Annotated in this window: 12 protein-coding genes and 2 rRNA genes; 4 read left to right on the plus strand and 10 right to left on the minus strand. The window is 66.2% G+C overall.

Annotated features, from left to right (window positions below; all coding sequences use genetic code 11):
- Positions 1 to 28 precede the first annotated feature (28 nt).
- Positions 29 to 3,367 carry a carboxyl transferase domain-containing protein gene (locus A9975_RS37045; protein WP_183037066.1) on the plus strand — a complete coding sequence of 1,113 codons (3,339 nt, stop codon included), beginning with the start codon at positions 29 to 31 and terminating at the stop codon, positions 3,365 to 3,367.
- Between the two features lie 20 nt (positions 3,368 to 3,387).
- Entirely contained in the window at positions 3,388 to 4,731 is a 1,344-nt protein-coding gene (locus tag A9975_RS37050) for a branched-chain amino acid ABC transporter substrate-binding protein (protein WP_183037067.1), read from the plus strand.
- Positions 4,732 to 4,751: 20 nt separating this feature from the next.
- On the opposite strand, the gene A9975_RS37055 is transcribed toward A9975_RS37050, so the two are convergent.
- Together A9975_RS37055 and A9975_RS37060 are read right to left on the minus strand one after the other, a co-directional pair.
- On the minus strand, positions 4,752 to 5,945 hold the full coding sequence (locus A9975_RS37055; protein ID WP_183037068.1) for an aminopeptidase: 1,194 nt from the start codon (positions 5,943 to 5,945) through the stop codon (positions 4,752 to 4,754).
- 5 nt (positions 5,946 to 5,950) lie between these two features.
- Positions 5,951 to 8,059 (minus strand): molybdopterin-dependent oxidoreductase, encoded by a 2,109-nt coding sequence (locus A9975_RS37060; RefSeq protein WP_183037069.1) that lies wholly within the window; start codon positions 8,057 to 8,059, stop codon positions 5,951 to 5,953.
- 314 nt (positions 8,060 to 8,373) lie between these two features.
- Here A9975_RS37060 and A9975_RS37065 point away from each other — a divergent pair, with 314 nt between their 5' ends.
- Positions 8,374 to 9,543 carry an ABC transporter substrate-binding protein gene (locus A9975_RS37065; RefSeq protein WP_183037070.1) on the plus strand — a complete coding sequence of 390 codons (1,170 nt, stop codon included), beginning with the start codon at positions 8,374 to 8,376 and terminating at the stop codon, positions 9,541 to 9,543.
- Between the two features lie 63 nt (positions 9,544 to 9,606).
- Here A9975_RS37065 and A9975_RS37070 read toward each other — a convergent pair whose 3' ends face one another.
- From A9975_RS37070 to A9975_RS37090, 5 genes are all read right to left on the minus strand, one after another.
- Positions 9,607 to 10,671, minus strand: a complete 1,065-nt coding sequence (locus tag A9975_RS37070; RefSeq protein ID WP_043349891.1) for an ABC transporter ATP-binding protein — start codon at positions 10,669 to 10,671, stop codon at positions 9,607 to 9,609.
- Positions 10,668 to 11,666, minus strand: coding sequence for an ABC transporter ATP-binding protein (locus A9975_RS37075; protein ID WP_043422230.1), 999 nt, complete (start codon positions 11,664 to 11,666; stop codon positions 10,668 to 10,670). The genes A9975_RS37070 and A9975_RS37075 overlap by 4 nt, the downstream gene beginning before the upstream one ends.
- 21 nt (positions 11,667 to 11,687) lie before the next feature.
- Entirely contained in the window at positions 11,688 to 12,605 is a 918-nt protein-coding gene (locus A9975_RS37080) for an ABC transporter permease (RefSeq protein WP_150993204.1), read from the minus strand.
- 4 nt (positions 12,606 to 12,609) lie between these two features.
- Positions 12,610 to 13,587 (minus strand): ABC transporter permease, encoded by a 978-nt coding sequence (locus tag A9975_RS37085; RefSeq protein ID WP_006163472.1) that lies wholly within the window; start codon positions 13,585 to 13,587, stop codon positions 12,610 to 12,612.
- 234 nt (positions 13,588 to 13,821) lie between these two features.
- Complete coding sequence (locus A9975_RS37090) at positions 13,822 to 15,408, minus strand: ABC transporter substrate-binding protein (RefSeq protein ID WP_043349901.1); 1,587 nt, start codon at positions 15,406 to 15,408, stop codon at positions 13,822 to 13,824.
- Positions 15,409 to 15,719: 311 nt separating this feature from the next.
- Here A9975_RS37090 and A9975_RS37095 point away from each other — a divergent pair, with 311 nt between their 5' ends.
- Positions 15,720 to 16,913, plus strand: a complete 1,194-nt coding sequence (locus A9975_RS37095; RefSeq protein WP_174423072.1) for a M20 aminoacylase family protein — start codon at positions 15,720 to 15,722, stop codon at positions 16,911 to 16,913.
- A 7-nt stretch (positions 16,914 to 16,920) separates the two neighbouring features.
- Here A9975_RS37095 and A9975_RS37100 read toward each other — a convergent pair whose 3' ends face one another.
- From A9975_RS37100 to A9975_RS37110, 3 genes are all read right to left on the minus strand, one after another.
- Positions 16,921 to 17,751: a DUF3047 domain-containing protein gene (locus tag A9975_RS37100; RefSeq protein ID WP_255504284.1), complete on the minus strand. Its 831-nt coding sequence runs from the start codon at positions 17,749 to 17,751 to the stop codon at positions 16,921 to 16,923.
- Between the two features lie 419 nt (positions 17,752 to 18,170).
- Positions 18,171 to 18,283, minus strand: a 5S ribosomal RNA gene (rrf, locus tag A9975_RS37105).
- A 136-nt stretch (positions 18,284 to 18,419) separates the two neighbouring features.
- Positions 18,420 to 18,602, minus strand: a 23S ribosomal RNA gene (locus A9975_RS37110); the annotation flags it as partial.

Genomic DNA, 18,602 nt, shown 5'->3' on the forward strand with positions numbered 1-18,602 from the left:
AATCCGCCACATTCACCTTCTTCGCCTCATGACGTTGCGCAAGCTACTGATCGCCAATCGCGGTGAAATCGCCATCCGCATCGCCCGCGCCGCCGCGGCCATGGGCCTGGAAAGCGTGGCCCTTTATAGCGAGGACGATCGCGACGCCCTCCACGTGCGCAAGGCCGATGGCGCGGTAGCCCTGCCCGGCACCGGCCCGCGCGCCTACCTCGATATCGCGCAGGTCGTGGACGCCGCGCGCCGCAGTGGCTGCGACGTGGTCCACCCGGGTTACGGCCTGCTGTCCGAGAACGCGGAGTTTGCCCAGGCCTGTCTGGACGCCGGCCTGGCTTTCGTCGGTCCCGCACCCGATGTACTGCGCCTGTTCGGCGACAAGGCGCGCGCGCGCGCGCTGGCGCACGAGTGCGACGTGCCTGTGGTGCCGGGCTCCACCGGGCCGACAACGCTGGAGGCGACGCACGCGTTCTTTGCCTCGCTGCAAGCGCCAGGCAAGGCAGCCGGCATGATGATCAAGGCGCTGGCCGGCGGCGGCGGGCGCGGCATGCGCGCGGTGCATGCGGCTGCGGACATCGACGAGGCTTATGCCCGCTGCGTCTCCGAAGCCACGGCTGCGTTCGGCAACGGCGCCGTCTACGTGGAGCGCATCGTGCATGCTCCACGCCATATCGAGATCCAGGTGGTGGCAGATGCAGCCGGCGGCGTGATCGCCCTGGGCGAGCGCGAATGCAGCCTGCAGCGCAGGCACCAGAAGCTGGTTGAAGTGGCGCCCAGCCCTTCGCTCGATGCTGGCATGCGTGCGCGCCTGGCCGATGCCGCGATCACGCTGGCGCGCGCCAGCGCCTATCGCGGCATCGGCACCTTTGAGTTCCTGCTGGGTGCGGATGCTGCGAATGGTGCGGATGGCGAGTTCTGGTTCATGGAGGCCAACCCGCGCCTGCAGGTGGAGCACACCGTCACGGAAATGGTGACCGGCGTGGACCTGGTCCAGGTGCAGCTGGCCATTGCCGCCGGGCAGGATCTTGGCCACCTCGGGCTGGTGCAAGCGCCCGCGCCGCGCGGCATCGCGGTGCAGTTGCGCATCAACGCCGAGCACCTCGACGCGCAGGGCCAGTTGCGCCCCGCCAGCGGCCGCATCGATGCCTACGAGCCGCCTAGCGGCCCCGGCGTGCGCGTCGATGGCGCGGGCCATGCCGGCATGACGGTCAACCCGCGTTTCGACTCGCTGCTGGCCAAGCTGATCGTGCATGAGCCCGGCGGCAACTACGCGCGCGCGCTGGCCCAGGCTTATCGGGCGCTGTGCGAGTTCCGCATCGAGGGCATCGACACCAACCGCAGGCTGCTGCAGGACCTGCTGCTGCGCGACGATGTGCGGCGCAACGCAGTCCACACCCAGTACCTGGACGCGGCGCTGCCGGCCCTCGCGGCGCAGTCGCGGGGCAGCGATCCCGGCCATCCGGTGCTGCATGCGGTGGCCGCGCCCGGCAGCGTGCAAGCGCTCGCATCCACGCTGCCGGACGACCTGCCCGACGATGCCGAGCTGCTCAGCGCACCCATGGACGGCGCGCTGGCGGCGGTGCAGGTGCGCCCCGGCGACCGCGTGCGGCGCGGCCAATCGCTGGCCATCATCGAAGCCATGAAGATGGAGCACCCGCTGGAAGCGCCGGGCGCGGGTGAAGTGCTGCGCGTGCTGGCCGCGCCCGGCGACGTGCTGCGCGCGGGCGCGCCGGTGATCGTGCTGTCGCTGGATGAAGGCGGCCATCATGGGGCCCTGGCCGGCGCTGCCGTGGATCCGGCCCATATCCGCGCGGACCTGCGCGACGCCCTGGCCCGCCATGCGCTCACGCAGGACGCGGCCCGCCCGCAAGCGGTGGACAAGCACCATGCCCGCGGCGGGCGCACCGCGCGCGAGAACATCGCCCAGCTGTGCGATGCAGGCTCGTTCATCGAGTACGGCGCGCTCGCCATCGCCGCGCAACGCCAGCGCCGCAGCGTGGAAGACCTGGAGCGCGCGACGCCGGCCGACGGCATCGTCACCGGCATTGGCACCGTCAATGCCGAACGCTTCCCGGCCACGGATGCGCGCTGCATGGTGCTGGCGTACGACTACACGGTGCTGGCCGGCACCCAGGGCTTCTACGGCCACAAGAAGCTGGACCGCATGCTGGCGCTGGCGCGCCAGTGGCGCGTGCCGGTGGTGCTGTTCGCCGAAGGCGGCGGCGGGCGGCCCGGAGACACCGACACCCCGGTGGTGGCCGGGCTGGATTGCACGTCCTTCATCCAGTTCGCGCGGCTGTCCGGCCAGGTGCCGCTGGTGGGCATCGTCTCCGGGCGCTGCTTTGCCGGCAATGCCGCGCTGCTAGGCTGCGCCGACGTGATCATCGCCACGCGCAACGCCACCATCGGCATGGGTGGCCCGGCCATGATCGAAGGCGGCGGGCTCGGCGTGTTCGCTCCGGAGGAGGTCGGTCCGGTGAGCGTGCAAGCACCCAACGGCGTGATCGACGTGCTGGTCGACGACGAGATAGCGGCAGTGGAGACGGCGCGCCGCTACCTGTCCTATTTCCAGGGAGACCTGCCCGACTGGGAGGCCGGCGATGCGCGCGCGCTGCGCCACCTGATTCCCGAGAACCGGCTGCGCAGCTACGACATGCGCGGCGTGCTAGCGGCGCTGGCCGATCACGACTCCGTGCTGGAGCTGCGCGCCGCCTTTGGCGCGGGCATCATCACCGCGCTGATCCGCATCGAGGGCCGCGCCTTCGGCTGCATCGCCAACAACCCGCGGCACCTGGGCGGCGCCATCGATGCCGCCGCCGCCGACAAGGCCGCGCGCTTCATGCAATTGTGCGATGCGCACGGCTTGCCCATCGTCTCGCTGTGCGACACGCCTGGCTTCATGGTGGGACCGGAGGCGGAAAAGACCGCCACGGTGCGCCACGTCTCGCGCCTGTTCGTCACCGCTGGCGCGCTGCGCGTGCCCTTCTTCACCGTGGTGCTGCGCAAGGGCTATGGCCTGGGCGCGCAAGCCATGGCGGGCGGCAGCTTCAGCGCGCCGTTCTTTACCGCGGCCTGGCCCAGCGGCGAGTTCGGCGCGATGGGCATCGAGGGCTCGATCCGGCTGGGCTTTCGCAAGGAACTCGAAGCGGTGGCCGACCCGGACGAGCGCGAAGCCTTGTTTGCGCGCATGATCGAGGGCGCCTACCAGCGTGGCCGAGCGCTTAATATGGCTAGCCACCTGGAAATCGACGCCGTCATCGACCCGGCCGATACACGCCACTGGCTGCTGCGCGGCCTGGCCTCGGCACTCCCGGCATCGGCCGCGCGCGATACGCCGGCGGCCGGATCGCGCCGTTTCATCGACACGTGGTGACAAGCAGAAGGAGAGGATCGATGTCCCATGACTTGAGGCACGCGCCACGCGCCGCCGCCCAGATCGCCGCGCTGGCGCGTGGCGTGTTCATGCGCAGCGTCGCCGTTGCCGCGCTCGCGCTGGTCGGCGCGCTGCCGCTACAGGCCCAGGAAAAAGCGCAGGAAAAAACGCAAGACGGCGCCGCCGCGCCCATCAAGGTGGCGTTCATCGACCAGTTGTCCGGGCCACTGGCCAACGTCGGCCAGATCTTCCAGGCCAACCTGAAGTTCGCGCTCGACGACGCCAACGCCCAGGGCGGGGTGCTCGGGCGCAACTACGCGCTGGTGAGCTACGACAACAAGCTCTCTGCGCAGGAAAGCCTCATCGCGCTGCAAAGCGCGATCGACGCCGGCGTGCACGTGGTGTTCACCGGCGCATCTGGCTCGCCGGTGGTCACGGCGCTGGTGGAGGCCGTCAACCGGCACAACGAGCGCAACCCCGGTCAGCGCGTGCTGATCATGAACTACGCCTCGCTCGACCCCGACCTGACGGGCGCGCGCTGCAGCTTCTGGCACTTCGCCACCGAAGCGAACACGGCGATGAAAATGCGCGCGCTGGCCAATTTCGCGCGCGAGCAAAAGGGCATGCGCAAGGTCTACCTGCTCAACCAGGATTACACCCAGGGCCGCATCTGGGCAGCACTGGGGCGGCAGATGATCGCGGGAGCGCGGCCCGACGTGCAGTTCGTCGGCGAGGCGCTGCACCCGCTGGCGCGAGTCAAGGACTTCGCGCCGTACATGAGCCGGATCAAGGAAAGCGGCGCCGATACCGTGGTCACGGGCAACTGGGGCCAGGACCTCAGCCTGCTGATCAAGGCCGGCGGCGAGGCCGGCTACGAACTGAACTACCTGAACCACAGTGGCGGCGGCGCGCCCGGCACCGTGCTGGCCGTGTCGCAGGCAAAGAACGCGCACCTGACCTGGGTCGCCGAGTACCTGCCCAACGGCGACGATCCAGTGCTGGCGGCGCTGGCGGCGCGGGTCAGGCAAACCCCGGCGGGCGAATACTTCGCCCCGCGCGTGCTGATCGCCGTGCAAATGCTCAGCGAGGCGATTCGCCGCGCCAGATCCGACGACCCGACCAGCATCGCGTTTGCGCTCGAGGGCATGCAGTACCGCTCGCCCGTTGGCGACGTGCTGATGCGCAAGAGCGATCACCAGTTGCTGCTGCCGCAGGTGGTCTCGACCATCGCGCCGGTGGACGGCAAGACCGTCAAGGTTGGCGTGGAAGGCACGCAGTACGGCTTCCGCCTCGACAGCACGACGGCAGGGGGAGACCTGAATCTGCCGTCGGTCTGCCGGATGAAGCGCCCAACGGGCACCTAAACGGGCACCTAGTCAGTCCATCAAGGCTTGGCACCCGCCGCGGGCGCGGATGGCGTGTCGGGCGCGCCGCTGGCGCGTGCCGCGCCGATCGCGGCCCCAACCGCGGTCCCGCTCTCGCCGGCGGTCAGCGCATCGGCGCCACTGGCCGGCGGCGCCAGCTGGCGCAGGCGGGCATCGCGTTCGGCGCGCGGCAGATCGCCGATGCGCCGGACCTCGGCATAGAACGCCGTCCAGTCGCCACCGTTTTGCGCCAGGAGCACCGTGAAAGCCGGCACCCATTGCTGGTAGGTCGCCACCGCGGCAAGCTGCGCATTGGTCAGCGGCCGCTCGAACCAGCGATCGTAGCCGCTGTAGCCGCCCCACTCTTCCTTGAGCTTCGCATAGCGCGCACGCAGGCCGGCGAAGATTTCCGCCTTGCCCGCGCGCTTGGCATCGTCCGACAGGGGCGAGTGATAGAGCGCATCGAGCCGATCGCGCGTGTCCAGCAGCGTCGCGCGAAATTGCTGGCGGCGCAGGTCGTACTGGCGGTAGCTGGCGCGGGCATCGGGCGACGCCGCCAGCGCCAGCCAGCGCTCCACCCCGGCCGTTTCCACCGCCGTGGCAAAAGACTCGTTGAAGGTGGTGTCATTGCGCACATAGACCACCTGGTGCGCCAGTTCGTGGAAGATCAGCCGTGCCAGTTCGCCTTCGGGCTGGTAGACGAAGGTGTTGAGCAGCGGGTCGTCGAAATAGCCCAGCGTGGAATACGCCGGGATGCCGGCGACATACGGCTCCAGGCCCTCCTTGCGCAGACTCTGCGCATAGCCGTCGGCATCCGCCTGCGCGTAATAACCGCGGTAGCTGATGCAGCCCACCACCAGGAAGCACCATTTGTGCAGTTCCATCGACAACTCGGGGGTCGCGAACACGCTCCACACCACATACGACCGGTGCAGGTTGGCGTAGCGCCGGTAGCTGCCGTTGTCAGGCAGCTTCAGCTCATGCGAGGCGAAGTCGCGGATGGTGCCGGCGAGAGCCAGGCGCTGAGCCAGCCGCGTATCCTTGGCTTGCTGCGCCGCGGCAATGGCGTCGGGCAATGGCCGGGAATCCGCCATCACCCCAAGGTGGCCGCCGATCGACTGCGCGTAGTAGCCGACCGTGTCGCAGCCGGACAGCAGCGCGGCAAGCCCCAGTGCAGCCAGGGCTTGAAGCGTGCGTGCCCGGCGCAGGTTCATGGCGGCTAGGCGGTGGCGGCGGCCGCAGCCGATGCAGCTTCCACTTGCACCAGGCAATCGTAGAACACCGGCGCACGGCCCAGGTCGGTCAGCCGCTGGCTGGTGAGCTCGTTGGCGTTCTTGCCATCCGGCGCCAGCTTCTTCCACCAGATCGACAGCCCCACCACCAGCCCGCGCCGGGCCCGGTCGGTCACGCGGGCACGCGCCAGCATGCTGCCGCGGTCGTTGAAGGCGCGCACCATGCTGCCACTGGCGATGCCACGCGGGGCGGCGTCATCAGGATGGATGTCCAGGTGCGGCTCGCCTTCGGTGGCGCGCAGGCTGTCGACGTTGACGAACGAGCTGTTGAGGAAATTGCGCGCCGGCGGCGAGATCATCGCCAGCGGATAGCGCGCAGCCAGTTCCGGCGCGGTCGCGGGGGTCTCGTACGGGGGCACGTAGTCGGGCAAGGGATCGAGGCCATCGCGGCGCATGATCTCCGAGTAGAACTCGCACTTGCCGGACGCCGTGGCAAAGCCGCCCTCGGCGAGCGGCGCCGCCGGCAGGTTGAGCTTTTGCCAGCCCTGTGCCTTGAGCGACTCCCAACTGATGCCTGCCGCGCGCGGGTCCGTGGCCACGATGGCCTGGGCGGCGATATCTTCGTCGCTATCGGCAAAGCACGGCTCGGCAAAGCCCATGCGCTGGGCCAGGCGGCGGAAGATCTCGGTGTTGGGCATGGCCTCGCCCAGCGGCGCGATGGCCTGGTTGTTGGCCAGGAAGTACGTATGGCCGTAGGCCTTGTGCACATCCACGTGCTCGAGCTGGGTGGTGGCCGGCAGCAGGATGTCGGCGTAGTCAGCCGTATCGGTGCGGAACTGCTCCAGCACCACGGTAAACAGGTCCTCGCGCGCGAAGCCTTCGGCCACCTTGGTCGACTGCGGCGCGACCGCCACCGGGTTGCTGTTATAGACCACCAGCGCCTCGATCTTCGGGTTGCCCGCGCCATCACCGGCATCCAGCAGCGCGTCGCCGATGGTGCTCATGTTGACCGTGCGGGGCAGCGCCGGCAGGCCCGGCAGCAAGTCCGGGCGCTGCAGCGCCAGGTTGTCCACCGGGAAGAAGCCCGACGTGGACAGCTGCAGGCCCCCGGCCGCGTGGCGCCAGGCACCCACCAGCGACGGCAGGCATGCCACCGCGCGCACCGCCTGGCCACCGCCGTGCGAACGCTGCATGCCATAGTTCAGGCGGATCGCCACCGGCTGGCGCTCGCGCACCGCGAGTTGCCCGTAGAGGCCGGCCAGCCATTCGATGTCGTCCACGCTGACGCCGCAAATCTCGGCCGCGCGCTGCGGGGTGTAGGCCTGGACACGTTCGCGCAGCGCCTCGAAGCCCACCGTGTGGCTCGCGATGTACTCAAAGTCGAGAAGGTCGTCGCGCATCAGCACGTGCATCATCGCCAGCGCCAGCGCGCCGTCGGTGCCGGGCATCAAGGCGATGTGGCGATGGCATTTCTCGGCGGTCAGCGAGCGGTACGGGTCGATCGCCACCAGGGTGGCGCCGCGCCGCTTGGCTTGTTGCACCCGCGTCCAGAAATGCAGGTTGGAGGCGATGGGGTTGCCGCCCCAGATGATGATGAGCTTGGCATCGGGCACATGCTCGATATCCATGCCGATGCTGGCTCCGTACGTGTAGCGCAGCGCGGTGGCACCGGCGCTGGCGCAGATCGTGCGGTCAAGCAGCGAGGCGCCCAGCTTGTGAAAAAAGCGCGCCGCCATGCTCTCGCCCTGCACCAGCCCCATGGTGCCCGCATAGCTGTACGGCAGGATGGCCTGCGGGTCGCGCGCGGCGATGGCAGACAAGCGGGTGGCCACGGTGTCCAGCGCCTCGTCCCAGGAAATCGGCTCGAACTTGCCTTCGCCCTTGCGGCCGACCCGCTTCATCGGCGTCAGCAGGCGGTCAGGGTGGTAAGTGCGCTCCGTGTAGCGCGAGACCTTGGTGCACAGCACGCCCTGGGTGCCGGGATGGTCGGGATCTCCCGCCACCTTGGTCGCGCGGCCGTCTTCGACGGTGACGAGCAACGCACAGGTATCAGGACAATCGTGCGGGCAAGCAGCACGGACGATGCGGGAAGCCATGGACTCTCCTGGCAAGCAATTGGGGACGGGCGGCGCGACTGCCTTGGGGCAGCATGCACTGGGGCGGCTGAGCGACCACACGCGGCGGGACCTGGTCACCCTGCAGGAAAGGCCGTTGCCGGACTAGCCTGGTGGCATCGCGTGTTGTATGCCGGCGTCGCCCCGACGGGCGCCGCCGGGGGAAATTGTTAGGCTCTGATTGTATTCGATTATGATAGCCCGACGCTGCGCCAGGGGATGGCGCCAGGGCAGCGCCGGCACAGACCGGCAAGGCATTCACGGGTAAAGAACACACCGTTTTTCACGGGGAAACCATGCAAGTGCATTCTGGGGTCAGGGGCTGGCGCATTGCCGGCCTGCTGGTGGCATGCGCCATCGGCTCATTCGTTGCCAATGCCAGCGCCGAGAACGGCGTCAGCGCGGACACCATCCTGCTGGGCCAGTCGGCTGCCCTCACCGGGCCTACCGCCACGCTAGGCAAGCAGCTCAATTCTGGCGCGCGGCTCTACTTCGATTACATCAACCAGCACGGCGGCATCTACGGCCGCAAGATCGAGCTCAAGGTGCTGGACGACTTCAACGAGCCGGAATCCGCCGCCAAGAACACCCGCGCGCTGATCGACGAGGACCACGCCTTCGCACTGTTCGGCTACGTCGGCACGGAGACAGGCGAGGCCTCGCTGCCGCTGGCCACCCAGGCCAGGGTGCCGTTCTTCGCCCCCTACAGTGGCGCCCAGTCGCTGCGCGAGCCGTTCAACCGCTATGCCTTCCACGTGCGCGCCGGCTTCAACGAGGAAGCCGCGGCCATCCTGCGCCAGGTGCGCGTCACCGGCCTCAAGCGGGTTGCCGTGGTCTACAACGAGGACGCCTACGGCAAGGCCGGCCTGGATGCGCTCGAACGCGCCCTCAAGGCCGCGCCCGACAGCGGCGTGCAGATCGTCGCGCGCGAGGGCGTGGTGCGCAATACGGTGGAGATCGGCGACGCCATGCAGGGCGCCATGAAGTCCAAGCCCGACGCGGTGGTGATGATCAACGCGTACCGGACCGCTGGCGCCTTCGTGAAGGAAGCGCTGCGCCGCGGCTTCAATGGCCAGTTCTACAACGTCTCGTTCGTCGGCACCCAGGCACTCGCCAAGGAGGTCGGCGCCAAGGGCAGCGGCGTGATCATTTCGCAAGTCATGCCCCACCCTGGCAACGCCACGCTGCCGGTGGTGCGCGAGTACCTGCGCCTGCTGCAGGCGGCCGGTAAGCCCAACGAGTTCGACTACGCCAGCATCGAAGGCTTCATCGCCGCCAAGGCCTTTGTCGAAGGCACGCGCCGCGCCGGCAAGGACCTCACCCGCGAAAAGCTGATCACCGCGCTGGAAAGCATGAGAAACGTCGACCTCGGCGGCTACATCATCAACTTCAGCCCGGACAGCCACGTTGGCTCGAAATTTGTCGAGATGACCATCATCAACTCGCGGGGGCAGGTCATCCGCTGATGGGCACATGGCCCGTCTCGCGCACGCGTGAGACGGGCCATGTGGGCCCGGTGCTGACAGCACCTACGCCATGTCGTTCAGGTGGCAAGCCGAAAACCGCATCGGCGCGATTTCCTTCAACAGCGGCTGCTCCTCCCGGCAACGCGGCATCGCATGCGGGCAGCGCGGATGAAAATGGCAGCCCGGTGGCGGGTTCAGCGGCGAGGGAATTTCGCCTTTGATCGCCACGAAGGTCTTCTTGCCCACCTCCAGCTTCGGGGCCTCGGCCAGCAGCGCCTGCGTGTAGGGATGGTTGGGGCTGGCAAAGACATCTTCCGCCGGCGCCGACTCCACCACCCGCCCCAGGTACATGATCACCACCCGGTCGCTGATGTGCTTGACCACGCCCAGGTCGTGGCTGATGAACAGGTAGGTCAGGTTCAAGTCCTGCCGCAAGCGCATGAAGAGATTCAGCACCTGCGCCTGGATCGAGACATCCAGCGCCGCTACCGACTCATCGCACACCAGGAATTCCGGCTTGACCGCCAGCGCGCGCGCAATGCCGATGCGCGCGCGTTGCCCGCCCGAGAACTGGTGCGGAAAGCGGCGCAGCACGGTGGGGTCCATGCCCACACGCACCAGCATGTCTTCCACGTAGCGCTTCTGCTCGCTGGCCGGCACCATGCCGTGCACGACCGGCGCCTCGCCAACGATATCCATCACGCGCAGGCGCGGATTCAGCGATGCATACGGATCCTGGAAAATCATCTGGATCGCCAGCTGCTTCTCGCGCTTCTTTTCCGGCGGCAGGCGGTCCAGGTCAACGCCGCGCCACAGGCGTGAGCCTTCGGTCAGAGAATGCAGGCCCACCGCCATGCGCCCCAGCGTGGACTTGCCACAGCCGGACTCGCCGACGAGGCCCACCACCTCGCCCGCGCGAATGGACAGGTCGACCCGGTCGACCGCATGCACTACCTCCTCCTTCGCGCCTGCGCCGAAGAGGTTGGCGATCTTGGCTGCGGCGTCGAGCGATTTGACAAAGCGCTTGGACACGCCTTGCAACTCGAGGATAGGCGCGTTGGGCGTGGGTTCCGCGCTGGAATCAGTCGTCATGGCGGCGAGGGCGGGATCAACAACGGCGGCGCTCATGCGGCCTCCTGCTGGGAGAGAACCGGATGAAAGCAGCGCAGGCGGCGCCCGTCTGCCGCGGTGTCGAGCGGCGGCGTGGTCTTGCACACATCGGTGGCGTAAGCGCAGCGCTCGCGGAAAGCACAACCGGCCGGCAGGTTCAGCAACGATGGCGTCATGCCGGGAATCTGCCGCAGCGGCGCGCCACGCGGATTGCGCGACGGCGCGGAGCTGATCAGGCCGTGCGTGTAGGGATGCTCGGGCCGCTCCAGCACCTGGCGCACATCGCCGGCTTCGACGATCTTGCCCGCGTACATCACACACACGGTATCGGCCAGGCCGGCCACCACGGACAGGTCGTGGGTGATCCAGATCAGCGCGGTGCCGGACTCGCGGCACAGCTTCTGCATCTCGTACAGGATCTGGCCCTGGATGGTTACGTCCAGCGCGGTGGTTGGCTCGTCGGCGATGATCAGGTCGGGCTTGTTCAGCAGCGCGATGGCAATCGCCACGCGCTGGCGCATGCCGCCCGAGAACTGGTGGGGATAGGCGCGCAAGCGCTCGTCCGGCGAAGGAATCCCGACGCGGGCCAGCGCGTTGCGGGAGCGCTCGCGCGCCACCGCCTTGTCGACCTTCTCATGCGCCAGCACGGCCTCGATCATCTGCGTGTCGATGCGCAGGACCGGGTTCAGCGTCATCATCGGGTCCTGGAAGATCATCGCGATGCGGTTGCCGCGCACATCGCGCATCTGCGCCGGCGTGAGGTTGCGCAGGTCGCGCGTGACGCCGTCGCGGCTGGTCAGCTCGATGCGGCCATCCACCACTTTGCCGGGCGGATCGATCAGGCCCATGATCGAGTAGCCGGTCATCGACTTGCCCGATCCGGACTCGCCCACCAGCCCCATGATCTCGCCGCGGCCAACCGAGAACGAGACATCGTCGACGGCGCGCGCGACACCGCCGCGCGTGAAAAACTGGGTCTTGAGGCCTTCCACCACAAGGGTCGGTTTGCTCATATTCGCTCCTGTCTTGCTGCGTTACTGCGTTTGCAGGCGCGGATTGAGTACATCGCGAAGCTGGTCGGCGACCAGGTTCATGGCCACGATGGTGACCACCAGCGCAATGCCCGGGAAGAAGCTGATCCAGTACTTGCCGGACAGCATGTATTGCTGTCCGTTGGCGATCAGCGAGCCCAGCGACGGCTCGGTAATGGGCACGCCCAGGCCGAGGAAGGACAACGTGGCCTCCAGCGTGATGGCGGACGCCACCTGCAGCGCCGCGATCACGATCAGGGGCGGCAGGCAGTTGGGCAGCAGGTGGCGGAACATGATCCGCCCCGGCGGCAGGCCCAGGCAGGTGGCGGCCTCGATATATTCCTTGCGCCGCTCCACCAGCGCCGCGCTGCGGGTGGTGCGGGCGTAGTAAGCCCACTGCACCGCCACCAGCGCGATCACGATATTGCCGATGCCGGGCCGCAGGAACGCCAGCAGGATCAACGCCAGCAGGATGGGCGGAAACGACAGCTGCAGGTCGGCCACGCGCATGATGATGGCCTCGACGCGCCCGCCGAGGAAACCGGCGATCAGGCCGAGCGTGGCGCCCAGCAGCAGCGCGATCACGGTGCTGACCACACCCACGCCGATGCTGATGCGCAGGCCGTACATCACGGCCGAGAGAATGTCGCGGCCCTGCTCGTCCGAGCCAAGCAGGAAGGTCATGCCACTGCCGGACTGCTCGCCCGGGGCCATGCGCGCATCGAGCACGTCGAGCGTAGCAAGGTCATACGGGTTCTGCGGCGACAGCCAGGGCGCCAGCAGCGCGATCAGCAGGATGACGATCAGCAAGGTCAGGCCGGTCACGGCGATCTTGCTCGAGAAAAACTGGCTGGCGAAGCGCCGCAGCGGGGTCTGCTCGGCTAGCGGCGGGGCCGCGGTGGTTTCGGTTGCGGTTGTCATGAGCTCAGCCCTTGTTGTCGGCGATACGCACGCGCGGATCGAGCACGCTGTAGATGATGTCCACCAGCAGGTTGATCAGGATGAACAACGTCACGATCACCATCAGGTAGGCCACGATGACCGGCCGGTCGAGCAGCTGGATGGAATCGATGATCAGCTTGCCCATGCCGGGCCAGGCGAAGATCGATTCGGTCACGATGGCGAAGGCGATGATCGAGCCGAACTGCAGGGCAATCACCGTGACGATGGGGATCATGATGTTCTTGAGCACGTGCACGCCCACGATGCGCGTATTCGACAGGCCCTTGGCCCGCGCGAACTTCACGTAGTCCATCAGCATCGCTTCCTGCGTGCCGGCCCGCGTGAGACGGATCACCATGGCGATATTGAGCAGTGACAGCGTCACCGCCGGCAGCAGCAGGTGGCGCAGGCCGTCCACCGTCAGGAAGCTGACGGGGATGCCTAGCAGCGAGGTGGTTTCACCGCGCCCGTTGGACGGCAGCCAGCCCAGTTGCACCGCGAACACCATGATCAGCATCAGCCCGACCCAGAAGGTGGGCAGCGAGAAGCCGAGGATGGAGACGCCCATGATGGTCTTGCCGGCCACGCCGCCAGGACGCAGGCCCGCCCACAGCCCGAGCGGGATGCCGAGCAGCACGGCCAGCAGGATGGCGCACACGGCCAGCTCCATGGTGGCCGGCATGCGCTCGAAGATCAGCTTGAGCGCGGGCGTGCCGTGCGCGAACGAGGTGCCGAGGTCCCCATGCAGCGCGTTGCGCAGGAAGATCCAGTATTGTTCCCAGAGGGGCTTGTCGAGTCCGAGCGCCGCGATGGTGCGCTTGATGTCTTCCTGGTCGGCCTGAGGATTGATCAGGATATCGACCGGGTTGCCGATGGCAAAGACGCCCAGGAAAACCAATAGCGACATGACGAAGAGCACGACTACGCTCTGCATCAGGCGCCGAATAATGAAAACCAGCATGTTCGGAAGCTTTCCTTCGCCGATGACAGGCCACGGCGCCTGTGGGCGCCGCCTGGCTGCACCGGCAGTCGGCTCGTGGCTAGGCCCGGCTACCGTCCGGGGATGATTCGCCGGGAAGCGGCCACCCAGACCGCGGACGCTTTCCCGCTTTTACCTGCAGATGATCTTGCGCCCGGGGAGCGCGGCGTTGTGGTCGCGCTCCCCGGCCTTACCGCTACTGCCCAAGGCTTCGCTTCACTGCGGCTTGAAATTGTGCGCGTACGTGCGTTCGTCGGTACGCGGCACGTATGTGATGCCCTTCTGGGTAGCCCAGGTGGTCACCTGCTGGTGGATCGGGATGATACCGCCATCGTTGATGGCAATCGCGGTAGCTTCCTGCAGCAGCTTGGAACGCTCGCCGTCATCCACGGTGGCCAGCGCCTTTTCCAGCACCACGTCCATCTTGGGATTGCAGTACTCGCCCCAGTTGGTCGTGCCAAAGCCCTTCTTCGGATCCTCACACGCCAGCAGCGCGCGCAGCGGCGAGCTCACTTCGCCGGTTTGCGCGCCCCAGCCCAGCAAGCCGAACGAGAATTCGTGCTTGATACCCTTGGAAGAATAGGTTGCCATCGGCATCCCCTCTACCTTGGTCGCAATGCCGATGCGGGTCAGGTTCTGCGCAATGGTCTGGGCGATCTTCTCGTCGTTGACGTAGCGGTTGTTCGGCGTGTGCAGCGTAATGCCGAAGCCGTTCGGATAGCCCGCCTCGGCCAGCAGCTTCTTGGCGCCTTCCGGGTCGTACTTGACCGTCTTCAGGTTCGGGTTGTAGCCGAACAGCGTGGGCGGCACCAGGTTGTTGGTCGGCTCGGCGAGGCCTTCCATCAGGCGGTCCTTGATGCCCTGGCGGTTGATGGCCATGCTGATGGCATTGCGCACGCGCGCATCCTTCAGCGGGTTCTTGTCCATCGGCGCGCCTTCCTTGGTAGTGACAAAAGGCGACTTGTCTTTCTTGTCATCGGTGTACAGGTAGATCACGCGATGCGAGATCTTGGAGAAGAAGGACAGCTTCGGATCCTTGCGCACCTGCGGCAGGTCCGGCGTCGGCACGTTCTCTATCGCCTGCACGTCGCCGGACAGCAGTGCTGCCATGCGGGTCGCCGGGTTCGGGATGAAGCGCAGCGTCACCTTGTCCCAGGCGGGCTTGGGACCCCAGTAGTCGGGGTTCTTCACCAGCTCGACCCGGTCGTCGCGCGCGTAGCTGACGAACTTGAAGGGGCCGGTGCCGATCATGCCCTTGCCTTGCGCGAAGTCGTCCGAGGTCAGGCCCTGCGTGGCCTTCTTCTGCACGATGAAGATCGACGTCAGGTCGTTCAGCATCAGCGGGTACGGCGTGTTGGTGGTGAGCTGGATGGTGTACTTGTCGATCACCTTCTTGTTGATGATCGCCTTGGTGTAGACGTCGAACTTGCCCGGGCTGTTCTGGATGGTGGACGGACGCTCGAGCGACCAGACGATATCGTCGGTGGTGAGCTCCGAGCCGTCGTGGAACTTCACGCCCTTGCGGATCTTGAATTCCCAGGTCAGGTTGTTCACCAGCTTCCAGGACTCGGCCAGGCCCGGAATGATCTTGCTGTCCGCATCCATCTTCACCAGGCACTCGAACATGTGCTCGGAGACGTTGATGTTGGAGAACAGGTTGTAGAAGTGCGGATCCATGGAGGTCGGGGGCGAACTCATGGCCAGCTTGAAATCGACCGCGTGGGCCTGGCTGGCAAAACCGAAGCTCATGGCCGCGGTTACCACCATGGCACCGAATGCCTTCTTGCATGTGCGAAGGGACATCGCGCAACTCTCCCGGGAAGAAATGTAGCAAATGACTACTAAGGGCAGCGCAGGCAAATCACGCCAGGCGCCGCATTTTGGTGCGGCTACGGACGCGACAGGCGGCAACGTTGCCAGGCAAGCACATCAAGCATGAACTGTTCCAGCACTGCACCATACGGGGCAATGCGGGGAAACCCCCGCGCTGGTTGGCGATGATGCGCTGCGCAAGCGCTGGTGAAAGTGGCGGAAGTGTCCTGCCGGGCGCCTGTTTTGGCGCTTTGGACTAAGGCGTCGTATGATCGGGGTATCCATCGCCCTCAACTGGCATCATGACACTCATCCCCGAAATTCTTCAGGCGCAGCCTGAAATCCGCAGCATCCGACGCGACATCCATGCCCATCCGGAGCTTTGCTTCAAGGAGGAACGGACCTCCGACGTGGTGGCGCAGAACCTCGCTGCCTGGGGCATCGAGGTCCATCGCGGCCTTGGCACCACTGGCCTGGTCGGCGTGATTCGCAACGGCAGCAGCAAGCGCAGCATCGGCCTTCGTGCGGACATGGATGCCCTGCCGCTGCAGGAAGCCAACACCTTCGGCCACCGCTCTCAGCACGACGGCCGCATGCATGCCTGCGGCCATGACGGCCACACCGCAATGCTGCTGGGTGCGGCACGCTATCTGGCCGAGCACCGGAATTTCGATGGCACCATCAACCTGATCTTCCAGCCGGCCGAAGAAGGCGGAGGCGGCGCGCGCGAGATGATCAAGGATGGCCTGTTCGAGCGCTTCCCGTGCGATGCCGTGTTCGGCATGCACAACTGGCCTGGCATGCCGGCCGGCAGCTTCGGCACCACCGCCGGCCCGCTGATGGCGTCGAGCAATGAATTCCGCATCGTCGTGCGCGGCAAGGGCGCGCATGCTGCGTTGCCACACAACGGCAACGACCCGGTTTTCACCGGTGCGCAGATCGTGTCCGCGCTGCAGGGCATCATTACCCGCAACAAGCGCCCGATCGATGCCGCCGTAATCTCCGTCACGCAGTTCCATGGTGGCGATGCCACCAATATCGTGCCGGACCAGGCCTGGATCGGTGGCACGGTGCGCACTTTCACGCTGCCGGTGCTGGACCTGATTGAGCGCCGCATGGAAGAAGTCTCCAAGGCGGTTGCGAGCGCGTTCGATTGCACCGTGGAATTCGAGTTTCACCGCAACTATCCGCCCACCGTCAACAGCGCAGCGGAAACCGCGTTCGCCGTCGAAGTGGCGAGCGAGCTGGTGGGCGCGGGCAATGTCGACGGCAAGATCGAGCCGACCATGGGCGCCGAAGACTTCTCCTTCATGTTGCTGGAAAAGCCCGGTTGCTACCTGTTCATCGGCAATGGCGAAGGCGTGCACCGCGAAGCCGGCCACGGCCTGGGTCCCTGCATGCTGCACAACCCCAGCTACGACTTCAACGACGAGATCCTGCCGGTCGGCTCGACCTTCTTCGTGAAGCTGGCGGAGAAGTGGCTCGCGCCGGCCTGAGCGCGCGTCAATCCAGCGCGATGTCGCCGTACCAGCTTTCGGCGCGGCTCCTGGTGTTGTCGGTATCGGTCATGAGGCCGATCGCCACCACCTTGCCCGGATCGGCCCCGAAGGCCTTGCGATAGTCGGCGCGCAGGTCGCGCCGGTGGCAACGCCATTCGCCGGTATGCCGGGTACCAGAGTCGACCACGATCATCCGCACACGCTCAGTGTGCGGATTCGACACCACGGATCCTTCAGGCTTGCGCCCGCCCCAGATGTACATCAGCGTGGCATAAGGCATCTCCCGTCCCGTTGTCAGCCGCGCCATTTCATACATCAGCTGATCCTTCAACGAGAGGCTGCCTTTGTCGCCATCGAAGGCGACGAAGATGCGCAGCGGCGAGTCCTCGCGCGGGGCCAGTGAGTTGTCGGCGCTACGGATGACGTCGCGCGTCTTCCATGTCCAGTTCAGCATGCCCGGCTCGCGCCCGACCAGTGGTACGTACAGGCCGGATGCCGAACTGTCGGCTTCGGCATGCAACACCATGCGTTGGTCGACTTCTGTCAGGGTATAGCGCGTGGGAATTTTGTTGCGATTGACGGTCCAGGGCTGCCAGCCTGCCGGCTTGCTAAGCCCGCTTGGTGTCGCGGAGAACAAGGGCAGGCGCTTCAGCGTAGGGTGCTCTTCCGGCTCGCTGGATTCGGCATGATCGGCTTCGGCTGGGTCCTGGCTCGTTGCGATCAGGCCCGCTGTCGCGCTCTCGGCGGAAACCGGCGTCTGCGCCGGTTCGGCTAGCCTGAGTTGCTCAATCTGCGCGGCAAAGTTGCCGCAGTCGTTCGACGAGAGCGCAGCCATGGCGCCAGGCCCTGACAGCGGGATCGGTCCCCGCGGCGGGGACGTCGTTCCGAGTGTGCTGCAACCCGTCAAAACAAGCGCACCCACCACGCTGGTCAGTGCCAACAGGCAAAATCTGGCCGCCATTCATCCCCCAAACCTGGATGCCACCGCCTGGTCACGCCTGTTGGCGCGCACCGGCCCGGACTTATTTCAATCTTTCGAACTGCGTCAATGCATCGAACCGCGTCACGCCGGACCAAGCCGGAGCTTGAGACAAACGGTAACAGAAGGATATGGGCGAAGGAAGGCTCGGGTACCCTGACGCGGGGATTCCTGGTGTAGCGACAGCGTTATTTCCGTCGCTATTTCGATCGCACTTTCGATCGTGCAAAAGCAAAACCCCCCAGTACTTTCGTACTGGGGGGTTTCAAGGGAGAGCCTGGCGATTACCTACTTTCACACGGGTATCCGCACTATCATCGGCGTGGAGTCGTTTCACGGTCCTGTTCGGGATGGGAAGGGGTGGTTCCAACTCGCTATGGTCACCAGGCATAAACGGTGGCCGCGTTGAGGTGTGCTCAACGCAGCAAATAGGGATGTAGTAGGGGTTGTGCGTATCGGCCAAGCTGCTTGTTGCTGCTGCAGCGGCACGCGACACTCACACCAGGTAGAAACACACTGGTTATAGGATCAAGCCTTACGGGCAATTAGTACTGGTTAGCTTAACGCATTACTGCGCTTCCACACCCAGCCTATCAACGTCCTGGTCTCGAACGACCCTTCAAGGAGCTCAAGGCTCCAGGGAATCCTCATCTTCAGGCGAGTTTCCCGCTTAGATGCTTTCAGCGGTTATCTCTTCCGTACATAGC

This window comes from Cupriavidus sp. UME77 (assembly GCF_014170355.1).
Classification (GTDB): Bacteria; Pseudomonadota; Gammaproteobacteria; order Burkholderiales; family Burkholderiaceae; genus Cupriavidus; species Cupriavidus basilensis.

Excerpts from the sequence above, each read along its gene's own strand:
- A9975_RS37045 (WP_183037066.1), top strand. The coding sequence starts at position 29 with ATGACGTTGCGCAAGCTACTGATCGCCAATCGCGGTGAAATCGCCATC.
- A9975_RS37050 (WP_183037067.1), top strand. The coding sequence starts at position 3,388 with ATGTCCCATGACTTGAGGCACGCGCCACGCGCCGCCGCCCAGATCGCC.
- A9975_RS37055 (WP_183037068.1), bottom strand. The coding sequence starts at position 5,945 with ATGAACCTGCGCCGGGCACGCACGCTTCAAGCCCTGGCTGCACTGGGG.
- A9975_RS37060 (WP_183037069.1), bottom strand. The coding sequence starts at position 8,059 with ATGGCTTCCCGCATCGTCCGTGCTGCTTGCCCGCACGATTGTCCTGAT.
- A9975_RS37065 (WP_183037070.1), top strand. The coding sequence starts at position 8,374 with ATGCAAGTGCATTCTGGGGTCAGGGGCTGGCGCATTGCCGGCCTGCTG.
- A9975_RS37070 (WP_043349891.1), bottom strand. The coding sequence starts at position 10,671 with ATGAGCGCCGCCGTTGTTGATCCCGCCCTCGCCGCCATGACGACTGAT.
- A9975_RS37075 (WP_043422230.1), bottom strand. The coding sequence starts at position 11,666 with ATGAGCAAACCGACCCTTGTGGTGGAAGGCCTCAAGACCCAGTTTTTC.
- A9975_RS37080 (WP_150993204.1), bottom strand. The coding sequence starts at position 12,605 with ATGACAACCGCAACCGAAACCACCGCGGCCCCGCCGCTAGCCGAGCAG.
- A9975_RS37085 (WP_006163472.1), bottom strand. The coding sequence starts at position 13,587 with ATGCTGGTTTTCATTATTCGGCGCCTGATGCAGAGCGTAGTCGTGCTC.
- A9975_RS37090 (WP_043349901.1), bottom strand. The coding sequence starts at position 15,408 with ATGTCCCTTCGCACATGCAAGAAGGCATTCGGTGCCATGGTGGTAACC.
- A9975_RS37095 (WP_174423072.1), top strand. The coding sequence starts at position 15,720 with ATGACACTCATCCCCGAAATTCTTCAGGCGCAGCCTGAAATCCGCAGC.
- A9975_RS37100 (WP_255504284.1), bottom strand. The coding sequence starts at position 17,751 with ATGGCTGCGCTCTCGTCGAACGACTGCGGCAACTTTGCCGCGCAGATT.